At 57.6% G+C, this 20,567-nt stretch carries 18 protein-coding genes; 9 read left to right on the plus strand and 9 right to left on the minus strand.

What is annotated here, in order from left to right; genetic code table 11:
- Nucleotides 1-4 precede the first annotated feature (4 nt).
- The gene (locus AC2FI9_RS10490) at nucleotides 5-439 is read right to left on the minus strand and encodes a DUF1801 domain-containing protein (RefSeq protein WP_496725885.1); all 435 of its coding nucleotides are present in this window, start codon (nucleotides 437-439) and stop codon (nucleotides 5-7) included.
- 116 nt (nucleotides 440-555) lie between these two features.
- On the opposite strand from AC2FI9_RS10490, the gene AC2FI9_RS10495 reads away from it, so the two are divergent.
- On the plus strand, nucleotides 556-1,488 hold the full coding sequence (locus AC2FI9_RS10495) for an MBL fold metallo-hydrolase (RefSeq protein WP_496767422.1): 933 nt from the start codon (nucleotides 556-558) through the stop codon (nucleotides 1,486-1,488).
- 4 nt (nucleotides 1,489-1,492) lie between these two features.
- On the opposite strand, the gene AC2FI9_RS10500 is transcribed toward AC2FI9_RS10495, so the two are convergent.
- From AC2FI9_RS10500 to AC2FI9_RS10510, 3 genes are all read right to left on the minus strand, one after another.
- On the minus strand, nucleotides 1,493-2,821 hold the full coding sequence (locus AC2FI9_RS10500) for an NAD(P)/FAD-dependent oxidoreductase (protein ID WP_496767424.1): 1,329 nt from the start codon (nucleotides 2,819-2,821) through the stop codon (nucleotides 1,493-1,495).
- A gap of 154 nt (nucleotides 2,822-2,975) precedes the next feature.
- The gene (locus AC2FI9_RS10505; protein WP_496767426.1) at nucleotides 2,976-3,260 is read right to left on the minus strand and encodes a hypothetical protein; all 285 of its coding nucleotides are present in this window, start codon (nucleotides 3,258-3,260) and stop codon (nucleotides 2,976-2,978) included.
- Nucleotides 3,261-3,543: 283 nt separating this feature from the next.
- Nucleotides 3,544-5,202, minus strand: coding sequence for an NAD+ synthase (locus AC2FI9_RS10510; protein ID WP_496767428.1), 1,659 nt, complete (start codon nucleotides 5,200-5,202; stop codon nucleotides 3,544-3,546).
- A gap of 147 nt (nucleotides 5,203-5,349) precedes the next feature.
- On the opposite strand from AC2FI9_RS10510, the gene AC2FI9_RS10515 reads away from it, so the two are divergent.
- On the plus strand, nucleotides 5,350-6,807 hold the full coding sequence (locus AC2FI9_RS10515) for a 2-isopropylmalate synthase (protein ID WP_496767430.1): 1,458 nt from the start codon (nucleotides 5,350-5,352) through the stop codon (nucleotides 6,805-6,807).
- 5 nt (nucleotides 6,808-6,812) lie between these two features.
- Here the strand turns inward: AC2FI9_RS10515 and AC2FI9_RS10520 are convergent, their stop codons facing one another.
- Entirely contained in the window at nucleotides 6,813-7,478 is a 666-nt protein-coding gene (locus tag AC2FI9_RS10520) for an SDR family NAD(P)-dependent oxidoreductase (protein WP_496767433.1), read from the minus strand.
- Between the two features lie 288 nt (nucleotides 7,479-7,766).
- On the opposite strand from AC2FI9_RS10520, the gene AC2FI9_RS10525 reads away from it, so the two are divergent.
- Complete coding sequence (locus AC2FI9_RS10525; RefSeq protein ID WP_496767434.1) at nucleotides 7,767-9,341, plus strand: 2-isopropylmalate synthase; 1,575 nt, start codon at nucleotides 7,767-7,769, stop codon at nucleotides 9,339-9,341.
- A 55-nt stretch (nucleotides 9,342-9,396) separates the two neighbouring features.
- Here AC2FI9_RS10525 and AC2FI9_RS10530 read toward each other — a convergent pair whose 3' ends face one another.
- From AC2FI9_RS10530 to AC2FI9_RS10540, 3 genes are all read right to left on the minus strand, one after another.
- Nucleotides 9,397-9,894 (minus strand): DUF2141 domain-containing protein, encoded by a 498-nt coding sequence (locus tag AC2FI9_RS10530; protein ID WP_496767436.1) that lies wholly within the window; start codon nucleotides 9,892-9,894, stop codon nucleotides 9,397-9,399.
- A gap of 18 nt (nucleotides 9,895-9,912) precedes the next feature.
- On the minus strand, nucleotides 9,913-10,812 hold the full coding sequence (locus AC2FI9_RS10535; RefSeq protein ID WP_496767438.1) for a sterol desaturase family protein: 900 nt from the start codon (nucleotides 10,810-10,812) through the stop codon (nucleotides 9,913-9,915).
- A gap of 176 nt (nucleotides 10,813-10,988) precedes the next feature.
- Nucleotides 10,989-11,780 carry a 23S rRNA (adenine(2030)-N(6))-methyltransferase RlmJ gene (locus tag AC2FI9_RS10540; RefSeq protein WP_496767441.1) on the minus strand — a complete coding sequence of 264 codons (792 nt, stop codon included), beginning with the start codon at nucleotides 11,778-11,780 and terminating at the stop codon, nucleotides 10,989-10,991.
- 155 nt (nucleotides 11,781-11,935) lie between these two features.
- Here AC2FI9_RS10540 and AC2FI9_RS10545 point away from each other — a divergent pair, with 155 nt between their 5' ends.
- The 6 genes from AC2FI9_RS10545 to AC2FI9_RS10570 are packed head-to-tail and all read left to right on the plus strand — an operon-like array spanning nucleotide 11,936 to nucleotide 18,503.
- Complete coding sequence (locus AC2FI9_RS10545) at nucleotides 11,936-12,982, plus strand: rod shape-determining protein (protein WP_039523195.1); 1,047 nt, start codon at nucleotides 11,936-11,938, stop codon at nucleotides 12,980-12,982.
- 59 nt (nucleotides 12,983-13,041) lie between these two features.
- Nucleotides 13,042-13,944: a rod shape-determining protein MreC gene (gene mreC, locus AC2FI9_RS10550; RefSeq protein ID WP_108860807.1), complete on the plus strand. Its 903-nt coding sequence runs from the start codon at nucleotides 13,042-13,044 to the stop codon at nucleotides 13,942-13,944.
- Complete coding sequence (locus AC2FI9_RS10555; RefSeq protein ID WP_496767444.1) at nucleotides 13,937-14,473, plus strand: rod shape-determining protein MreD; 537 nt, start codon at nucleotides 13,937-13,939, stop codon at nucleotides 14,471-14,473. Before mreC ends, AC2FI9_RS10555 begins: the two co-directional genes overlap by 8 nt.
- Complete coding sequence (gene mrdA, locus AC2FI9_RS10560) at nucleotides 14,470-16,419, plus strand: penicillin-binding protein 2 (RefSeq protein ID WP_496767446.1); 1,950 nt, start codon at nucleotides 14,470-14,472, stop codon at nucleotides 16,417-16,419. The genes AC2FI9_RS10555 and mrdA overlap by 4 nt, the downstream gene beginning before the upstream one ends.
- Complete coding sequence (gene rodA / locus AC2FI9_RS10565; RefSeq protein ID WP_058273483.1) at nucleotides 16,416-17,555, plus strand: rod shape-determining protein RodA; 1,140 nt, start codon at nucleotides 16,416-16,418, stop codon at nucleotides 17,553-17,555. Before mrdA ends, rodA begins: the two co-directional genes overlap by 4 nt.
- Before the next feature lie 15 nt (nucleotides 17,556-17,570).
- Nucleotides 17,571-18,503, plus strand: a complete 933-nt coding sequence (locus AC2FI9_RS10570) for a 2-hydroxyacid dehydrogenase (protein WP_496767448.1) — start codon at nucleotides 17,571-17,573, stop codon at nucleotides 18,501-18,503.
- Nucleotides 18,504-18,508: 5 nt separating this feature from the next.
- Here AC2FI9_RS10570 and AC2FI9_RS10575 read toward each other — a convergent pair whose 3' ends face one another.
- Nucleotides 18,509-20,524 carry a M3 family metallopeptidase gene (locus AC2FI9_RS10575; protein WP_496767449.1) on the minus strand — a complete coding sequence of 672 codons (2,016 nt, stop codon included), beginning with the start codon at nucleotides 20,522-20,524 and terminating at the stop codon, nucleotides 18,509-18,511.
- Between the last annotated feature and the right edge of the window lie 43 nt (nucleotides 20,525-20,567).

The raw sequence follows: 20,567 nt of genomic DNA on the forward strand, positions 1-20,567 counted from the left end.
GCGTTCAGGTCGGCTGGACCGGCCAGTGCTGATTCAAGTCCTTTAGCCCGGCGCAGATCAGTTCAGACAGAACATTCGTGTTAATATCCGCCAGCTTGTTCACATAGAGACAGGACTTGCCCAGCTTGTGTTTACCCAGTCTGGATAGAATATCCCCGAAATCCGCGTAGCCGGGCATTATGTAGATCGACAGAGCCGTTTTGCGCGGGGAAAACCCGGTTGCCAGAAACTCTCCTTCGCGCCCGGACTTGTAGCGATAATGGTAACGACCATAGCCCACAATCGACGCCCCCCACATAACGGGTTCAAACCCGGTCGCGTGCCGAAAGAGGGCATCCAACGCACGGGCATCATCTGCCTTCTTCGCCGGTTGAACAGCCGCCAAAAAGCCCTCGACGCTTTGCCCTGTGGGGGCAGTTTTATTCCCAGATCGCGCCATAAACAAAAATTAACACGTAATGTTCATCCACGCAGCCCATTTGAAAAGGGTATACACTGGCAAGAGACTCGCGCCGATCTAATTCACCTATTGGTGTTCTGACAGGGAGAACCAACATGACCATCAAATTGACACGCCGCGCAGCACTGGGATCAGCGGCAGCTTTACCTTTTGCCGCAGCCGCCGCACCGGTTCTGGCAGCCGGAGCCGAGACCAAGGCAAATTCTACCATCGCCAAATCGTTCACTTTGGGCGATTTCACCGTCACGACGTTGCTGGACGGCAGCCTGCCCCGTGACGGAGCGCAAGAGATATTTGGCGGCGGGGCATCTGATGAAGACTTTGCAAAGGTCTCAGCAGACAATTTCATCTCACCAGATGTCGCGCAATTCTTCTTTACCCCGACTTTGGTCAATACCGGGTCGGAGTTGGTCTTGTTCGACACAGGGCTGGGCCAAGGTGGTATTCAAGCGGCACTGGCTGATGCGGGTGTTACCCCGGATCAAATCAATGTCGTCGTCATCACCCATATGCATCCCGACCATATCGGCGGCATGACAACAAATGACGCGCCGACATTCCCGAACGCGCGCTATGTTACCTCCTCTCCGGAATATGACTTCTGGGCGGCGCAGGACGCAGGCAATCGTGTCGGGGATCTGGTCGCTGCCAAGGTCACGCCATTGGCCGAGAAGATGACCTTTGTTGAAAATGGCGGTGAAGTCTCGTCGGGCATCACTGCTGTTGCAGCTTATGGCCATACGCCTGGTCATACGGTCTATCATCTGGAAAGCAATGGGCAGCGTCTGGTTCTGACGGCCGATCTGGCCAACCACTACGTCTGGTCCTTTGCCCACCCCGAGTGGGAGGTTCGCTTTGACATGGATAAGGCCGCAGCCACGGCGTCGCGCCGCGACGTGCTGGGCATGCTGGCCGCCGACAAAGTTCCGATGATCGGCTATCACATGCCATTTCCGGCGGCTGGCTTCGTTGAACCCCGTGGCGAAGGGTTCCGCTTTGTGCCGGTCAGCTATCAGATGATGGGATAGTACCCTAGTATCCCGGGTCCGGCCGCACCTTTGAACCATCCGTAAATCGGGACAGGCGAAAGGCGGCCGGATCAACGCATGGCGTGGTTTCACAAACCAGATCAGCCATTAAACGCCCCGCTCCGGGGCCGATCCCAAATCCATGACCTGAAAACCCCGTGGCGATGAACATCCCTGGCATGGTATCGACCGAGGATATTACCGGAATGGCGTCCGGGGTGACGTCGATCAAACCTGCCCAGCTTTGAATGATCTCTGCCTGCTCCAATACCGGGAACCCTTTGCGCGCGCGTGCCCATGTCTGCCTCAGGACCTTGGCAGAGGGCTCAGGGTCTAGCACCCGGCAATGTTCGAATGGCGTGACGTCGGTGTGCAACCATGATCGGTCCTCGCCCGCCTCTGCCGCCCAGCGCTTGGAAAGCCTGAACCGCAGGGATCGCCACTCCTGCCGGAACGCCGGAACAAACTGCATTGCAAGCCGAAAACTGTCCGGGACAATATCCACGGTGTTCTCGTGCCCGGACGCAATTGTATAGCCGCCATCGGCCCTTTTTCGCATCGCAAAGTCATCTGACCATATTGCCGTTTCCGGCCCATCCACCGGGGATGTGCGTAAGACCGTGTTGAGAACCTTAAGCTGTGGCAGGTCAATCCCCGCATTTCCCGCAAAAAGGCGCGACCATGCACCCCCGGCCAGAACCACTCGCGCACAGGCCACCCGACCACGCTCAGTAAACACACCCGAGACATGACCGTTCTCAACATCCACGCTGCGCACAGCGCAGTTGGTCATCAGGCACGCCCCTTTGTCACGTGCGCCTTCAGCGATCGCAGGGGCGGCCCATTGCGGTTCGGCCCGTCCATCCCTTGGCATATGCAGGGCAACTTTCAGGCCCGATTGATTGTCGGGCAGTAAGCCATCCAGTTCAGCACCCGAAACCATCTGAGCGCCAGTTTGCAAACCTTCAACATGGCGCATCCAGCGTCCAAGATTTGCATGACCCCGTTTTCCCGATGCGCCAAAAAGGATGCCGGAACGCGTAAAACCGGTTTGGCGTCCGGTGCGTTGATCCAGGCCCTGCCAGATCTGCTGCGCCTCTAACATGAGCGGGATTTCCCGGGGGTCTCGCAGCCCCAATCGCACCCATCCCCAGTTTCGCGAACTTTGTTCGCCCGCGATATGGCCTTTTTCGCACAGCAAAACCGACGCGCCCCGCTCTGATAGCTCTAAAGCCGTTGATGCGCCGATGATTCCGCCGCCTATGACCACAACGTCAACAGACTTGGGCAGATGCAGATCGGGTTCTACAGGAGTTGGTTTTGGACCGGGCATCCGCCGCTCTTACTTCATTGCTCGGACCGCAATGAATGCGCGGTATCAGACAATAGGCAACATGTCGCCTGACGCGCCGATCACAATTTTCAGAAGCTGTGATTATAGTGCCAGAATGATCTCTGGCACTGTTCAGTTCAGCGGGCTCGTGCCGTCAAGCAGCGCCGCAGAGTTCCGCCCATTTCTGACGCAATGTGGCTGTAAGCCCAGCATCGTTGTCGGCAGAGTCTTCGGACATGCTTTCTTGTGAAAGCAGTTCAGGAAGAATCGAAAAAGCCACTGATTGCCCTGATGCCGTCTTCTGCTCTGGCGGCGTCTCAGCCCCCAAGAGGTCGGCAATGGCAGAATCGACCTGATCTTCGTCTATTTCATGACCCTCAGATTCCATCGAACGCCACGGAAGCGGCGAGTGGAGTGGTCTATCGTATTGCTCACGCATTTTCACACCAAATCGTTAACACAGACACCCAATTCACGATGCGTAACAAACAAAACTCGATTAAAGATACCGAGCTACTTAAGAATGCGCCGCATCTGCCCCACATGAGGCGGCAATTAAGCCAAAATGTGTCAGAAAAATGTCCTAATTTCAAGCGTGTTAAACGACCTAAGCCGAATACAGACACGCGCTGTCCCCGCCATGGGGACAATGCGCAAACGTGTGCCCTCAGACACCTATTTCGGAAACGATTGGAGGCTTATGAAATGCGCTTGGTATCGACTCAAGACCGATCACGCCAACGATTCACAATCGGGTATCTGCGATCCAGCCAGAAGGCTCGCTTGGTCAAGCGTGTGCCTGGTGCGGACTGAAACCGCTTGTATTCGCTGATATAGATCAGATGCTCTACCCGGCGGGCGACATCTGCTTCGAATCCTGCGGCTTCGCAATCAGCAATCGAACCATCGCGGTCGACCAGGATTTCCAGGATCGCGTCCAGTTCCGGGTAGTCCGGCAGGCTGTCGCTGTCTTTCTGGTCTTCGCGCAGCTCAGCACTGGGGGGTTTGTCGATCACCGACGGGCGGATCACCTCGCCTACGGGGCCCATCATCCAGTCACGGTGATTGGCATTGCGCCAGCGGCATGTTTCGAACACGCGCGTTTTATACAGATCCTTGATCGGGTTATAGCCGCCATTCATGTCGCCATAGATGGTCGCGTAACCCACAGCCACCTCGGACTTGTTGCCCGTGGTCAGCAGCATTTCGCCAAACTTGTTCGAGATCGCCATCAGCAGCAAACCGCGCAGGCGGGATTGGACGTTTTCCTCGGTCAAATCCGCCTCGCGGCCCGCAAACAACGGGGCCAAAGTGTCTGTCACCGCCGCCCGACTGTCCGAGATCGGAACATAGTCGTAATGCACGCCCAGCGCCTTGGCGACGGCTTCAGCGTCATCCAGCGAGGCCTGGCTGGTGTATTCCGATGGCAGCATCACGCAACGGACGTTTTCCGCACCGATTGCGTCAACGGCAATTGCCGCGACCAACGCCGAGTCCACTCCACCCGACAGCCCCAACAACGCCTTTTTGAACCCGGTCTTGCCCATGTAATCGCGCAGGGATTGGACCATGGCACGATAGTCCTGCTCCCATTCGTCCGGCTGCGGCACAACTTCAGCAGGCACAATACGCCAGCCCTCATCACCGTGTTCCAGATCGACATGTGTTACGGCCTCATCAAAGACCGGCATTCGAAAGGCCAGTTCTCCGCCCGGGTTAAGGCCGAAAGTCGCGCCATCAAAAACCTGATCGTCCTGACCGCCCACCATGTTCAGGTAGATCAGCGGCAAGCCGGTCTCGACCACACGGGCGACCATGTGATTGAGGCGCACATCATATTTGTTGCGGAAGTAAGGTGAGCCATTGGGGATCAGCAGAAACTCGGCCCCGGTCTCTTCCAGTGTTTCCGAGACATCCGGGTGCCAACTGTCTTCGCAGATCGGGCTACCGATCCGCGAGTTACCAACCGAGTACGGCCCCCCCAACGGGCCCGCGTCGTAAAGGCGAACTTCGTCGAACACGGTTTCATTCGGCAGGTGATGTTTCAGCACCTTGCTGCCGATGCGACCGCCCTTGAGGATCAGGTAGGCATTAAAAAGCTTGCCGTCTTCCGTCCACGGACCACCAATTGCAATGGCAGGGCCATCGGCACATTGTGCAGCCAGCGACTGAACCGCCGCCATGGCCGCTTGATGGAACACCGGCTTCATCACCAAATCCTGCGTGTTGTAACCGGTGATGAACATTTCAGGGAAGGCCACAAGGTCGGCACCTGCCTCGCGCCCCTGTTCCCACGCCGCAAGCGCCTTGTCCAAGTTGCCTTGGATGTCCCCAACAACAGGGTTGAGTTGTGCCAGAGTAATGCGGAAACGGTTGGCCATGCTACCCTCTTGCCCTCGTCAGTCCTAATGCCATTTAGCAGATCGCACCGCGAGTGAAAGTCAAATGCGGCAAAACACGTTGCTCTGTCCGCACGGGTATCTTAGTTTTGCTTTAAAACGTGACAACCGGGCAAGGCAGGAAAAACCATGAACGCTATCCGCATTTCTTTGGCCGCTACGGCGATGGCTTTGCTGGCCGCATCCGCCTTTGCGCAGGACGGGCAGGTCATCGTTGCGGATGATGATGTTGGCGGCGTGTACGAGGGCACATTCCTGAACGGCCTGCGCCACGGCGAAGGCACTTACCGCCTGCCGAACGGGTTCGAATATGTCGGCGAATGGGTCGAAGGCGAAATTCAGGGCAAAGGCATAGCGCGCTACGTCAACGGTTCAGTCTACGAGGGGATGTTCGCAAAGGGGCAACCCGAAGGGCAGGGAAAGATCATCTACCCCGACGGCGGCAGCTATGAGGGGGATTGGGCCGAAGGGTCGATCAACGGGACCGGAGTTGCAATATACACCAACGGCGTCCGATACGAAGGCAGCTTCAGCGACGCCCGCTATCACGGCAAAGGCGTTCTGACCGATCCCAGCGGTTACGTCTACGATGGCGACTGGAAGGATGGCGTCAAGCACGGCGAGGGCAAAATCACCTCGACGCAAGGCAGCGTCTATGAAGGGCAAATCAACAACGGCCTGCGGGATGGTCAGGGTACTCTGACCGTTCCGGATGGCATGACATATACCGGTGATTGGTCTCAGGACCGCATGACCGGCAAGGGCCGCTTGTTGCAGGCCAATGGCGACCTTTACGAGGGCGATCTGGTTGATGGCCGCCGTCAGGGCGATGGCAAGGCCACCTATGCCAACGGCGCGACTTATGAGGGCGAATATGCCGATGACCGCCGCCATGGAAAAGGACGCTTTCTTGGGACCGACGGGTTTGATTACACCGGCGAATGGGTGGACGGCCAGATCGAAGGGCTGGGTGAGGTCACCTATCCTGACGGCGCGACCTATACCGGTGATTTCAGCGCAGATCTGCCGCACGGCAAAGGCGTTCAGACCTATCCGGATGGCACCGTCTATGACGGCGAATGGACGGCTGGCATCTTTGAGGGCAACGGCAAAGCCACGTATCCCAACGGTGTTGTTTACCAAGGAAAGTTCAAAAACGGCCTGAGCCATGGCACGGGCGTTCTGACATTCGCGAACGGGTATCGCTACGAAGGCGACTGGGTAGATGGCGCGCGTCAGGGCAAAGGCAAGGCAACATTTCCCGACGGAACGTCCTATGAAGGCGATTTCCAAGACGGTCAGCGTCACGGCGAGGGAACTATAAAAACCCCACGCGGATTCAGCTATACCGGCGGCTGGGCCGAAGGCAAAATCAGTGGTCAGGGTGTGGCGACTTATGCCACCGGTGACGTGTACGAAGGCACCTTTCTGGATAACAAACGCCACGGTAATGGCACGATGCGTTATGCCAATGGTCTGGAAGAAACCGGCGTTTGGGAAAACGGCGTCCTGCCCAGCGAGAACGTAAGCGCGCCCGACGCGACGGATACCGAAACCGAGCCTGATACGTCCGCCTCTGACGGGTAATCAAGCTACCAGGGTACTGGCTTTCCTGCCCAGTCAAAAAACCCTCCCGTATCAACAGGGGCCAAGGCGGCTGCGACCGTTAGCAGGTTCCGGGCGGCCTCATCAGGCGTAACCGCAGGGTGCTGCCCAACATATTTCCGGGTGAATGCTGTCGTGACCGTACCGGGGTGCAAGGCGACGCAGATCGACTGTTTATGGCTCCGGGCAAGTTCGATCGCGGATGTGCGGACAATCTGGTTCAGCGCCGCCTTGGACGTCCGATAACTGATCCATCCACCAAGCCGGTTGTCACCAATCGACCCCACTCGCGCAGACAACACGGCGAAGACGGCGCGCCGGTCGCGCGGCAGCAAGCGCGCGGCATGCGCAAGAACTAACGCAGGTCCGACCGCATTCAGCGCGAACTGATCCATCATCGCCGGAGCGGATAGCAGTCTGATGGTTTTCTCGGGGGTGGCACCATTAACCTCAAGAGCGCCAGCCGCGACCAGGATCAGGTCGAACGGACCGGAAACGCCCGCCAGCGTCCGATCTACGATCTCGGGGTCGGTCAAATCAAATCCGTCCTGTGACCGGGACAATGTGGTGACGTCGACCGACTGTTGCCGAAGCCGGTTGGCAATTGCACCTCCGATCCCACCCGAGGCGCCGATGATAAGTGCTGTTTCCATGCGGGTTGAACTAGCCGTCGGCAATGCGTGATCAACACATGTGGGAAAAAAGAAATCTCTTCATATGCCGGAGGAAAATTCGTTCTTTTCATTCCCGCCGCGCGATGTATAACCTCAACCCCATGATCAACCGCGCAGATATCCTGATTGCCGACACCGCCCTTCGCGGTGCGTCTCTGCGTGGCCTACTGATCCTAATCCGCCTCTGAGCGTGCCATCCGGCGCGCCCGCTCAGAGGAGGACGCCCGCGCGCCATAGGCTTTAGGACAGAAGAAGAAAGAGAATCCCATGACCAACGTGACCGACCAAGACCGCGTCTTGATCTTTGACACAACCCTGCGCGACGGAGAGCAAAGCCCCGGCGCAACTATGACCCATTCGGAAAAGCTGGAGATTGCCGAGCTGTTGGACGACATGGGCGTCGATATCATCGAGGCCGGGTTCCCCATCGCCTCCGAAGGTGATTTCAAGGCCGTGTCCGAAATTGCCGAACGGTCAAAGAACAGCCGTATCTGCGGTCTGGCCCGCGCCAATTTCGCCGATATCGACCGGTGTTGGGAAGCTGTGAAACATGCAGGTAAAAGCCGCATCCACACCTTCATCGGCACCTCGCCGCTGCACCGTGCCATCCCGAACCTGACACAGGACGAGATGGCCGACAAAATCCACGAAACCGTGAGCCATGCGCGCAATCTGTGCGAAAACGTGCAGTGGTCGCCTATGGATGCGACGCGGACCGAATGGGATTATCTGTGCCGCGTGATCGAGATTGCGATCAAAGCCGGTGCGACGACGATCAATATCCCAGACACGGTCGGCTACACGGCACCGATGGAGTCTGCCGATCTGATCAAACGTCTGATCGAAACGGTTCCGGGCGCGGATGAAGTGGTCTTCGCGACCCACTGCCACAACGACCTTGGCCTGGCGACCGCAAACTCGCTGGCTGCTGTTGCGGGTGGTGCGCGTCAGATTGAATGTACCATCAACGGCCTTGGCGAACGCGCCGGTAACACCGCGCTGGAAGAGGTGGTGATGGCCCTGCGCACCCGCAATGACATCATGCCTTGGAATACGGGCATCGACACGACCAAGATCATGCATATCTCGCGCCGGGTCGCGACGGTGTCGGGCTTCAACGTGCAGTTCAACAAGGCCATCGTCGGAAAGAACGCCTTCGCGCATGAAAGCGGTATCCATCAGGACGGCATGCTGAAGAACCGCGAAAACTTTGAGATCATGCGCCCTGAAGACATCGGTCTGTCCGGCACGTCTTTGCCGCTGGGCAAGCACTCGGGCCGTGCGGCGCTGCGTGATAAGCTGAACACGCTGGGTTATGAGGTTGGTGACAACCAGCTCAAGGACATTTTCGTTCGGTTCAAGGAACTGGCCGACCGTAAGAAAGAAGTGTTCGACGACGATCTGATCGCGTTGATGACGCTGGATGATGACGGCGGCAACGATCACCTGCAACTGGTTTCAATGAAGGTTACCTGCGGAACCGTCGGCAAAGCCGAAGCCACTATCGAAATGGAAGTGGGCGGCAAGGAAATCATCGCCACTGAACAAGGCGACGGCCCGGTCGACGCAGCATTCCGCGCCATTCGCGTTGTGCATCCGAATACGGCGCACCTGCAGCTTTATCAGGTGCACGCCGTGACCGAAGGCACAGACGCGCAAGCCACGGTATCGGTGCGTCTGGAAGAGGACGGCATGATCGCAACCGGCCAATCCGCCAACACCGATACTGTCGTGGCCTCGGCCAAGGCGTATATCCACGCGCTGAACCGCCTGATCGTGCGCCGTCAAAAGGCGGGTCCGGGCGCAGATACCCGAGAAATCAGCTACAAAGATCTTACTTGAACAAAAAAGGGGCGGTCGATTGTCGACCGCCCCTTCTCAAATATCTCCAGCCGCTTTACGGCCAATAGAACAAGGTCAGATCTGCTGGCTTCTCTGTCCCGATCAACGAGTAGTCATACACCGGCGTGTCGTTGAGATCGTTCAGCCCCGATACTGCATACCCTTCGGTTGGTATGTAGTTCGCGTCATAGTTCAGATCGTAATCCCCGTTTTCATCGTGAAACGCGATAACAGCGAAATACACATTGTCGAGGTCGGGAAAGTCGAAACGGAGCGGGTCCCCGGACGCTGGTGCCTCAAGATAACCGGCGGCTTTGGTGTAATCCATGTTGTCGAACGCCGTCGCCTGGTCAAAAGCCATGACAATCACGTTGCCCTTGGTGCTGCGCGCACCGTGCAGATTGACGGTCAGACCCTTGTCTTGCGAGGTCCCTGTGGTGGAAGCCGCTGCTTGGTCAATATCTGTGGTGAAACCAGAGGCGACCCAGGCGCCTCCGACGAACAGACCTGCCGTTACGATGGCCGCCACGATGCGTTGTGTGTTGCTTGGCATCTTTTGCGCTCCTACGCCTTACTTAGCGGGTTTACTCTGTTTACGACCGTTCTTTGGCTGCCAGCCCGGAGGTCCGAAGAAAACACCCAGCTTATTGCCGAACCCCGGCATGTTCCGGACATCCTTGAACAGGCGGGCAAAGCCGTGAAAGAAGGCGACGAAGGGATTGATCGAGTCGATCGGTTTGACGAGGCCGTAGACCACCTCTTCCTTTTCGTCCTCGAACGTTCCGAACATACGGTCCCAGATGATCAGAATCCCGGCATAGTTCTTGTCCAGGTATTTCGGGTTTGATCCATGGTGAACGCGGTGATGCGACGGCGTGTTGAAGATGTATTCAATCGGGCGCCACAGCTTTTTGATAACTTCGGTATGCAGGGCCGTCTGATACAGTTGCACCAACAGTTCCGCGACCAGCACCATGAATGGGTTGAACCCCAACAGCACAAGCGGCAAGTGGAAAAACAACGGCCAAAAGCCATCCAACGGACCATGGCGATAAGCCACTGATATATTGAAGAAGGGAGAGCTATGGTGAACCGAATGCGTTGCCCAGAGGAAGTTGATCCGGTGCAGAATCCGATGCTCCCAGTAATAGGCCAGGTCTGCAAGGATCAGCACGATGATGAACGAAGCCCATGTTGTCGGAATATTGAACACCGCAAATTGCGAAGCCCAGACATAGGCACCGATATAGAAACCAGCCAACAGAACAAAGCTGATACCGATGAAGAAAACGAGCGTGATGAAATTGGTGACGGTGTCACCCATCATCTGCCAGTTCAGTTTTTTGACGACTGCGTATCGGATCAATTCGAAGGCCAGAAAGGCCATGGCGAAGACGAAGAACCAATCGTCAATCAAGGTTTCCCAGTAATTCAGATGAAAGTCACTGATATGGCGGCTTAGGAAGTCCATCGAAGCAAACCGATTCCCATTTGTTGTCACATGTGACAGCCTATTTACGAGATCATCGCCAGAAATCAAGGTCCCGGCGTTGAAAAAACGGTTTTTCCTGAAAGCCCATTGCTGTCACAGCAGATTTTATACCTGCGAGGCCTACTTTAGGAAAATCACATGTGATCACTGATTGCTCATCCGCGCAGTTTGCCAAACAGGCCGTCCAGCGTTTTGGCGCACTCGTTCAGACCATAGGGCGCGTTCACAACAAACATTCCCGATCCAACCATACCATGCCCTTCGCGTGCGGCCGGAAAGTGGACCTCGTCGTGTAGAACCTTAGGGAAATCCCGTTTTGTCAAAGCGTCGCGCATGGCCTGATGCCGCCCATTGGCCAGTATCGGATACCATAACGCGATCACACCCACGTTCCATTTCCGATTCAGCGAAGCCACGATGCCGGGCAGCCTGTCATAATCGGATTTGACCTCATAACTTGGATCAATCAGCAAAACGCCACGGCGCGGCGTTGGCGGCAGCAGGGACTGGGCCAGTTCAAAGCCATCCTGCTGATAGGTCCGGGCACCGGTCGTGATCATGGCGTCAGACAGCGCGCGGTATTCCTGCGGATGCAATTCAGCAAGGTGCATCTTGTCCTGCGGGCGCAAAAGATTCGCCGCGATCAGCGGCGACCCCGGATACGCCGTTTTGCCATGCCGATCATGCACAGCGGCGATGGCCCTGCTCAGGGGATGATCGGCGTCAAACCAGCCTTCGGTCAACGCACGTTCAATTCCCGCAGCTGCTTCACCGGTCTGAACGGCCTGATCCGAGTCCAACTGGTACAACCCCCGCCCCGAATGGGTTTCGATGTAGCTTAGCGGTTTGTCCTTTTGGGTCAGATAGGCCAGCGTTTCTGCCAAAATTGCGTGCTTATGGACGTCCGCAAGGTTACCGGCGTGGTAAATATGTTGATATGAGAGCATGATGCCTTCTAATGTCCCTGCAATTAAGGCGGAAAGGTGCTGATTGTCGCGGAATCAGCCCTTTTACCGAGCGAGTTGGCACCCTATAAGTCATCCGTCCCGGAACCGTCGAGTCGCGGGCAGTAGAAAACTGACATACAGGATCAGGGAAAAATATGGGGATCTTTGGCAATCTGGGCGGCCTGTTCACAGCGGACATGGCTATCGACCTTGGGACGGCGAACACGCTGGTTTATGTCAAGGGGCGCGGTGTAATTCTGTCTGAACCCTCGGTCGTGGCCTATCACGTCAAGGACGGCGTGAAGAAAGTTCTTGCCGTTGGCGAGGACGCAAAATTGATGCTGGGCCGAACACCTGGGTCTATCGAAGCCATCCGCCCGATGCGTGAAGGCGTAATCGCGGACTTCGACACTGCCGAGGAAATGATCAAGCACTTCATTCGCAAAGTGCATAAGCGGTCTACATTCTCGAAACCAAAGATCATCGTCTGCGTCCCCCATGGCGCGACGCCAGTTGAAAAGCGTGCGATCCGTCAGTCTGTTCTGTCCGCAGGCGCTCGTCGCGCTGGCTTGATTGCCGAACCGATTGCAGCCGCGATTGGTGCGGGCATGCCGATCACCGATCCGACGGGCAACATGGTCGTCGATATCGGCGGCGGCACCACAGAAGTTGCGGTCCTGTCACTGGGCGACATCGTCTATGCGCGCTCGGTCCGCGTCGGTGGCGACCGGATGGACGAAGCCATTATCTCGTATTTGCGCCGTCAACAGAACCTGTTGGTCGGTGAATCCACCGCCGAGCGGATCAAGACCACCATCGGTACCGCACGGATGCCTGATGATGGCCGTGGCCAGTCGATGCACATCCGGGGCCGCGACCTTTTGAACGGCGTGCCTAAAGAAATCGAGATCAGCCAGGCCCAGGTGGCCGAGGCGCTTTCAGAACCCGTTCAGCAGATTTGTGAAGCAGTGATGACCGCACTGGAAACCACCCCGCCTGATCTGGCGGCGGACATCGTTGACCGGGGCGTGATGCTGACCGGCGGTGGCGCGTTGCTGGGCGATCTCGACCTTGCCTTGCGCGAGCAGACTGGCCTGGCCGTGTCAATTGCCGACGAAAGCCTGAATTGTGTGGCTTTGGGCACCGGCAAGGCGCTGGAATACGAAAAACAACTGCGCCACGCGATTGACTACGAAAGCTAAGGCGCGCACCCTTTACCACATAGGGTAAATTCGGCACGAGCAGCACGGGAAGGAGTCCTGTGGCAAAAGACCGATCACAGCGCGATGAATACACAACCCCCTTGCGCCGCCTGCTGCTGGGGATTGTTGTGCTGTGTCTGCTGGGAATCTTTCTGATCTGGCGGATCGACAGCCCGCGCGTGGAACGGTTTCGCGCACAGGTCGTGGACAGTGTTGTGCCGTCGATGGAATGGGCTATGGTTCCTGTCACCGCCGCCGTCAATCTGGTGCGCGATTTCCAAAGTTATCAACGACTGAGCGATCAGAACCAAGAATTGCGCAGCGAATTGCGCATCATGCGCGCCTGGAAAGAGGCCGCGTTGCAGCTGGAGCAGGAAAATGCCCGGCTTCTGGACCTGAACAATGTACGTCTTGATCCGCGCCTGACCTATATCACCGGGGTGGTCATGGCCGATAGCGGCTCGCCCTTCCGCCAGTCGGTCCTCCTGAACGTGGGTGAGAGAGACGGGATCAGGGACGGCTGGGCCACCATGGACGGGATTGGCGTCGTCGGGCGTATCTCGGGCGTTGGCCCCGACACCGCGCGTGTTATCCTGATGACAGATGCTTCCAGCGCAATTCCGGCCACAATTCAACCGTCTGGCCAAACCGCCCTGATCACCGGCGACAACACGCAATCCCCATCGGTGGAGTTTCTGGAAAACCGCGAACTGGTACGTCCCGGCGACCGCGTTGTAACCTCGGGTGATGGCGGCGTGTTCCCCGGAGGGTTGCTGATCGGGCAGATCACCGAAGACCCAGGCGGGCGTTTGCGGGTGCGCCTCTCCGCAGATTTTGAACGACTGGAATTCCTTCGCGTTCTGCGCTTCCACTTGGCCCCGGTGATCTCGGATCCTGGCGGCATCGTGGGCCCACGGCAACCCGAGGCTGCCCTGACCCCACCGGAGGTCGGCGATGGATAGGCAAACCTCTCATCTTTGGCTCAAACGCAGTTTGTACGTGTTTCTGGCATTGCTGATCATGTTCCTGCATCTTCTGCCGTTGGACACGCAGCCGGATCGCTGGCCGTTTCCGGACATGCTTATTGCGTTAACGTTCGCCTGGGTACTTCGCCGACCGGAATATGTTCCCATTTTTCTGGTTGCTGCGGTGATGCTGATGGCCGATTTGCTGCTGCAACGGCCTCCGGGCCTGCTGGCAGCACTTGTGGTTTTGGGATCGTCGTATCTGCGCTCGGCCGCGCCCGGAATGCGCGACGCCGGGTTTATGGCTGAATGGACAACGGCCGCTGTGGTGATCGCGGGAATTTTTATTTTGAACCGCGTTGTTCTTGCTATTCTATCGGTACAGCAAGCAGCTTTGGGTCCTGTGGTGATACAAGTGGTTCTGACAATTGCGGTTTATCCTCTCGTCGTACTTCTCAGCCAGAATGTGCTTGGCGTTCGGCGCGTGTCAGTGTCGGACCCCGGCACAAGAGGGGCCAGGGCATGAAACAACGCAATCCCAAAGCGCAAGGATTGGCCTATAAACGCCTGCCGCGCCGCGCGTTGATCCTGGGTGGGTTGCAGACTGCGTTTATCGGCGGCCTGGCAGCGCGAATGCGCTTTATGCAAGTGGATCAGGCTGACGAGTACCGTCTGCTGGCCGAAGAAAACCGGATCAACATTCGCCTGATCCCGCCAACGCGCGGGCGCATCTATGACCGCAACGGCCAGATCATCGGACAAAACACGCAGTCCTATCGTATTGTTATGGTCCGCGAAGATGCGGGCGACGTCGACAAAGTCATCGCCAAACTTTCAGAGCTTATCCCGCTGACTCAGGAAGAGATTAATCGCGCCAAGACCGAGATGCGCCGTTCTGCCCCGTTCCTGCCAGTCACACTGGCCGATCAGGTCACGTGGGAGGATATCTCCAAGGTCGCTGTCAATGCGCCCGCCCTGCCCGGCGTTACGCCTGAGGTGGGCATGGCCCGTCAGTATCCCCGCTACGAGGATTTCGCTCATGTCGTTGGTTACGTCGGGCCGGTCAGTGACTATGATCTCAGCCTGATCGAAGATCCCGAACCGGTGCTGCGTATCCCCCGGTTCCAGATCGGCAAGGTCGGTCTGGAGTCCAAACAGGAAATCAGCCTGCGCGGAAAAGCTGGCGCAAAACGTGTCGAGGTCAACGCCACAGGCCGCATCATGCGCGAGCTTGACCGGCAAGAAGGCGAGGCAGGGGCCGATCTGCAATTGTCCGTTGATGCGGACCTGCAGCAATACGCCCAGGCGCGCCTGGCCGGTGAAAGCGCGGCTGCAGTCGTCATCGACTGCGAAACCGGGGATATCCGGGCCATCAGTTCTGCCCCCAGTTTCGACCCGAACCTGTTCGTGCGCGGGATATCGGTCGCGGATTACCGGGCATTGACTGAAAATAACTACCGCCCGCTGGCCAACAAGACGGTTCAGGGCACCTACCCGCCGGGTTCGACCTTCAAGATGATCACCGCTCTTGCCGCGCTTGAGGCCGGAGTGGTTAGCCCCGGCAACACCGTCTATTGCCCTGGGCACCTGAAGGTCGGTAGCCGCCGCTTCCACTGCTGGAAACGTGGCGGGCATGGGACAGTGGATCTCAATTTGTCGCTAAAGCGCAGCTGCGACGTCTACTATTACGATGTCGCGGTGCGTACCGGCATCGACAAAATCTCTGAAATGGCGCGCAAGTTCGGACTGGGCGTCAAGCACGACATCCCGATGTCAGCTGTCGCTGCCGGTTTGGCCCCCAATCAGGAATGGAAAGAGCGGGTCCATGGTGAAGGCTGGCTGGTAGGCGACACGGCGAATGCCTCGATCGGGCAAGGGTTCATGCTGGCCTCGCCCCTACAGCTTGCGGTCATGACGGCAAGGATTGCCACAGGCCGGGCCGTGAAGCCGCGTTTGGTGCGGTCCGTCAATGGCGTCGAGGAACCGTCAGGAGCAGGTGAGCCGCTGGACGTCAATCCGTACAACCTGAATCAGGTGCGCAAAGCGATGTTCTCGGTCTCAAACGACAGGGCTGGCACCGCCTATCGCAGCCGCATCATCAATGATGAATTCCGCATGGCCGGTAAGACAGGGACCAGCCAGGTGCGCAACATCACCAAGGCCGAACGCGCGGCTGGCGTAATCCGCAACGAAGACCTGCCGTGGGAACGGCGCGACCACGCGCTGTTCGTCAGCTATGCGCCGTACGACAATCCGAAATACGCCGTGGCAGTGGTGGTGGAACACGGCGGTGGCGGATCCAAGGCAGCGGCCCCGGTCGCGCGGGATATCATGCTGCAGGCTCTGTACAACGGCACCCCGCCGCTTGAGGCTTATCCAGTTGCAGATCGTGACCGCATCAAGGAACAACAAAAACGGCTTGAGGGCGACCGCCGCCCCAAAGCGCGACCTGATGAAAAGGACCGCGCATGAGCTATCTTGAGTACGCCGTCAAATCCACGCCAACAGGGTTTCGCAAATTCCTCTATATGAACTGGCCGCTGACTTTGTTGCTGATCAGCGTCGCCAGCGCCGGATTCCTGATGCTGTATTCGGTCGCGGGCGGGTCCTGGATGCCCTGGGCCGAACCCCAGATTGAGCGGTTCGGACTGGGACTGACCGTTATGTTCATCATCGCGTTGGTACCGATCTGGTTCTGGCGCAACATGTCCGTCTTGGCCTATCTCGGCTCGATCGTTCTGCTAATTTTTGTGGAACTCTTCGGCACCATCGGCATGGGTGCGCAGCGTTGGATCGACCTTGGTTTCATGAGGCTCCAGCCTTCCGAAGTCATGAAGATTGCGCTGGTCATGGTTCTGGCCGCCTACTACGATTGGTTGCCTTCTCATAAGACATCGCGACCGCTCTGGGTGCTTATTCCGGTCATCCTGATCCTGATCCCTACGGCTATGGTTCTGAAACAACCCGATCTGGGCACGTCGATCCTGTTGTTAGCGGCGGGCGGGGGACTGATGTTCCTGGCTGGTGTGCACTGGGCTTATTTCGCCGCCGTTATCGCGGCGGTGGTCGGCTTGATTGCGACCGTGTTCAACAGTCGGGGCACCGAGTGGCAGTTGCTCAAGGATTATCAGTTCCGCCGAATAGACACTTTCCTTGATCCCTCCACCGATCCGCTGGGTGCAGGCTATCACATTACCCAGTCGAAAATTGCGCTGGGGTCAGGCGGCTGGAACGGGCGCGGGTTCATGCAAGGGACGCAGTCGCGCCTGAACTTCCTGCCCGAAAAGCACACGGACTTCATCTTTACCACGTTGGCCGAGGAATTCGGGTTTGTCGGAGGCATCACTTTGCTGACCCTTTACGCCCTGATTATTATCTTCTGCATGGTTACGGCTTTGGCGACAAAGGACCGGTTCTCATCCCTGGTCACCTTGGGCGTTGCGCTCAACTTCTTCCTGTTCTTCGCGGTCAACATGTCAATGGTCATGGGCCTTGCGCCGGTTGTGGGCGTGCCCCTGCCGATGGTCAGCTACGGCGGGTCCGCCATGCTGGTTCTGATGGCTGCCTTCGGCATTGTTCAAAGCGCGCATATTCACCGCCCTCGCTGAATTGAAAGGCCCCTCATGCCCGTCAACGTCCTGTTTTCCGCGCGCCCAGAACAATGGCCCGTGTATGAACCTCTACTTACAAAAGGGCTGTCGCAGGCCGATCTGGACTTCCGTCTGGCAACCGAGTTTGCGCCTGATCAGGTCGACTATGTTGTCTATGCACCAACAAGCGGGCTGCTGGATTTTTCACCCTATACACAACTGAAGGCGGTTCTGAGTCTTTGGGCAGGTGTTGAAAAAATCGCGGGCAACGAAACGCTGACCGTGCCGTTGGCCAGGATGGTTGACCACGGGCTAAAGCACGGCATGACGGAATGGGTCGTCGGTCAGGTGCTGCGCTATCATCTGGGCATGGACCGCTACATCACGGTGCAGGACGGTGTCTGGACACCTGACGCCCCGCCGCTTGCCAGCGAGCGGGATGTGTGTGTGCTGGGCCTTGGTGCATTAGGAGAAGCCGCCGCAACGGCGCTGGCCGCGCTGAATTTCAAAGTCACGGGTTGGAGCAGAACCGCAAAGGACATCCCCGGCGTGACCTGCCTGCACGGCACTGACGGCTTGCGTACCGCTTTATCTAGTGCCGAGATCGTGGTTCTATTGTTGCCCGATACCCCGGCGACGGTGAATGCACTGAATGCGGACACTCTGGCCTTGCTGCCCAAGGGCGCGCGGATCATCAACCCCGGGCGCGGACCATTGATCGACGACGATGCACTGCTGGCCGCGCTGGATTCGGGGCACGTTAGCCACGCCACGCTAGACGTGTTTCGCGTGGAACCCCTGCCGTCAGAGCACCCCTACTGGGCGCATCCCAACGTGACGGTCACGCCGCATATCGCGTCCGAAACCCGCCCGGCGACCGCAGCTCAGGTGATCTGTGAGAACATTATCCGAGGCGAGGAAGGAAAGCCCTTCCTGCACCTCGTTGACCGCCATCTGGGCTACTGATCCGGTCAGGCCGCAACTAGCCCACGGCCTTTCAACAGCGCTTCGACCCCTGGCAAACGTCCGCGGAACGCAAGATACAGGTCTTCGGCTTCGCGGGACCCGCCTGTGGATAAAATATTGTCCTCAAGGGCCTTTGCCCGTTCCGCATCAAAGGCTCCGCCAGCTTCTTCGAATGCAGCAAATGCGTCTGCATCCATGACCTCGGACCACATGTAGCTGTAGTAGCCAGAACTATAGCCGTCGCCCGCGAAGACATGCGCAAAATGCGGTGTCGCATGGCGCATACTAATGGCTTTTGGCATTCCGATATCGGCCAGTACCTCGACCTGTTTTGCCATCGGGTCAGATGGTGCTGCGCCATCATGGAATGCGAGATCAACCAGTGCCGAGGCCACGTATTCCACGGTCTGGAACCCTTGATCGAAATTCGCCGCCTTCAATACCTTGTCCAGCATGTCTTGAGGCATCGGCTCACCGGTTTCAGCATGGGTCGCAAATTCCGCCAGGACCTCGGGTACCTCCAGCCAGTGTTCATAGAGCTGACTGGGAAGTTCTACGAAATCACGTGCAACGCTAGTACCCGAGATGCTTTCGTAGGTCACGTTGGACAACATCTGATGTAAGGCATGGCCAAACTCGTGGAACAGCGTGCGCGCATCGTCATACGACAGCAGCGCGGGGTCACCTTTGGCGAAATTGCAGACGTTGATTACGATTGGGGCCTGTTCCTTGGGGAACTTTGCCTGACCCCGCATGGCGCTGCACCATGCGCCCGAGCGCTTGGACCCACGCGCAAAGTAATCGCCAATGAAAACCGCAATATGCTGCCCGTCGCGCGTCACGTCCCAAGCCCTGCAATCAGGGTGATAAAGCGGCACGTCCAGCGTGGTGAACTCTAACCCGAATAGCCTGTTGGCACAGGCAAAGGCAGCCTCGATCATGCGATCAAGCTGCAGGTAAGGTTTCAGCGCTGCCTCATCCAAATCATGTTCGGCCTTGCGGCGTTTTTCGGCGTAGTAGCGCCAGTCCCAAGCCTCGAGCGGGCCATTCACGCCATCCTCCTGCATCATGGTGGTCAGGATTTCTGCATCCGCGTCCGCCCGCTTTTTTGCCGGTTCCCAAACCTGCATCAATAGATCGCTAACACGGTCTGGCGTTCGAGCCATTTCGGTTTCCAACTTGTAGTCCGCGAAACTGGAATAGCCCAAAAGCTTGGCCCGCTCTTCGCGTAGGCTCAGGATCTCGGCAGCAATCTCGCGGTTGTCCGTTTCACCGCCATTGGCCCCGCGTGCTGTCCAGGCGCGGTAGGCTTTCGCTCGCAAATCCCGGCGGGGAGAGAATTGCAGAAACGGAACGATCAGCGACCGGGATAGAGTGACGACAGGTCCATCAGCCCCCTTCTCATCCCCAGCGGCCCGCGCCGTATCCACAACGAATTCCGGTAACCCTTCCAAATCATCTTCGGACATGTCCATTGACCATTCCCGTTCGTCCGCCAGAAGATTTTGGGTGAACGAAGTCCCCAGCGAGGCAAGGCGCGACTTGATCTCCTGCATGCGGGTGTCATCGTCGCCATCCAATGCGGCACCTGCACGCACGAAACCACGATGCGTTAACATCAGAACGCGGGCTTGTTCGTCGGTCAGCTTCAACTGATCCTTGCGCGCCCACAGGTCCGCGACCCGCTGAAACAGTGCTTTGTTCGAAGAAATCCCTGAAAAATGCGCCGACAGTTTGGGCGAAAATGCACGCTGCAGCTCTTCCCGCGCCGGGTTGCTGTCAGCCCCAGCAACAGTAAAAAAGACAGACAAAACCTTGTCCATCTGCTCTCCGGCCGCTTCAAGTGCCTCGATTGTATTGGCAAAACTGGCCGGTTCGGGGTTGTTTGCAATCGCGTAGATCTGCGCGTTATGGGCTGCCATCGCCTGTTCCAAAGCAGGAGCGAAATCGTCATCCGAAATCCGGGCGAATGGCGCGATTTCAAATGGGGTGGTCCAGTCGGACAGGATCGGATTGGTCATGCGGATCTCCTTTGCTGGTCAAGCTAGGGAGGCGGGGTGGAAT

It is taken from the genome of Ruegeria sp. CDSA246 (assembly GCF_059611225.1).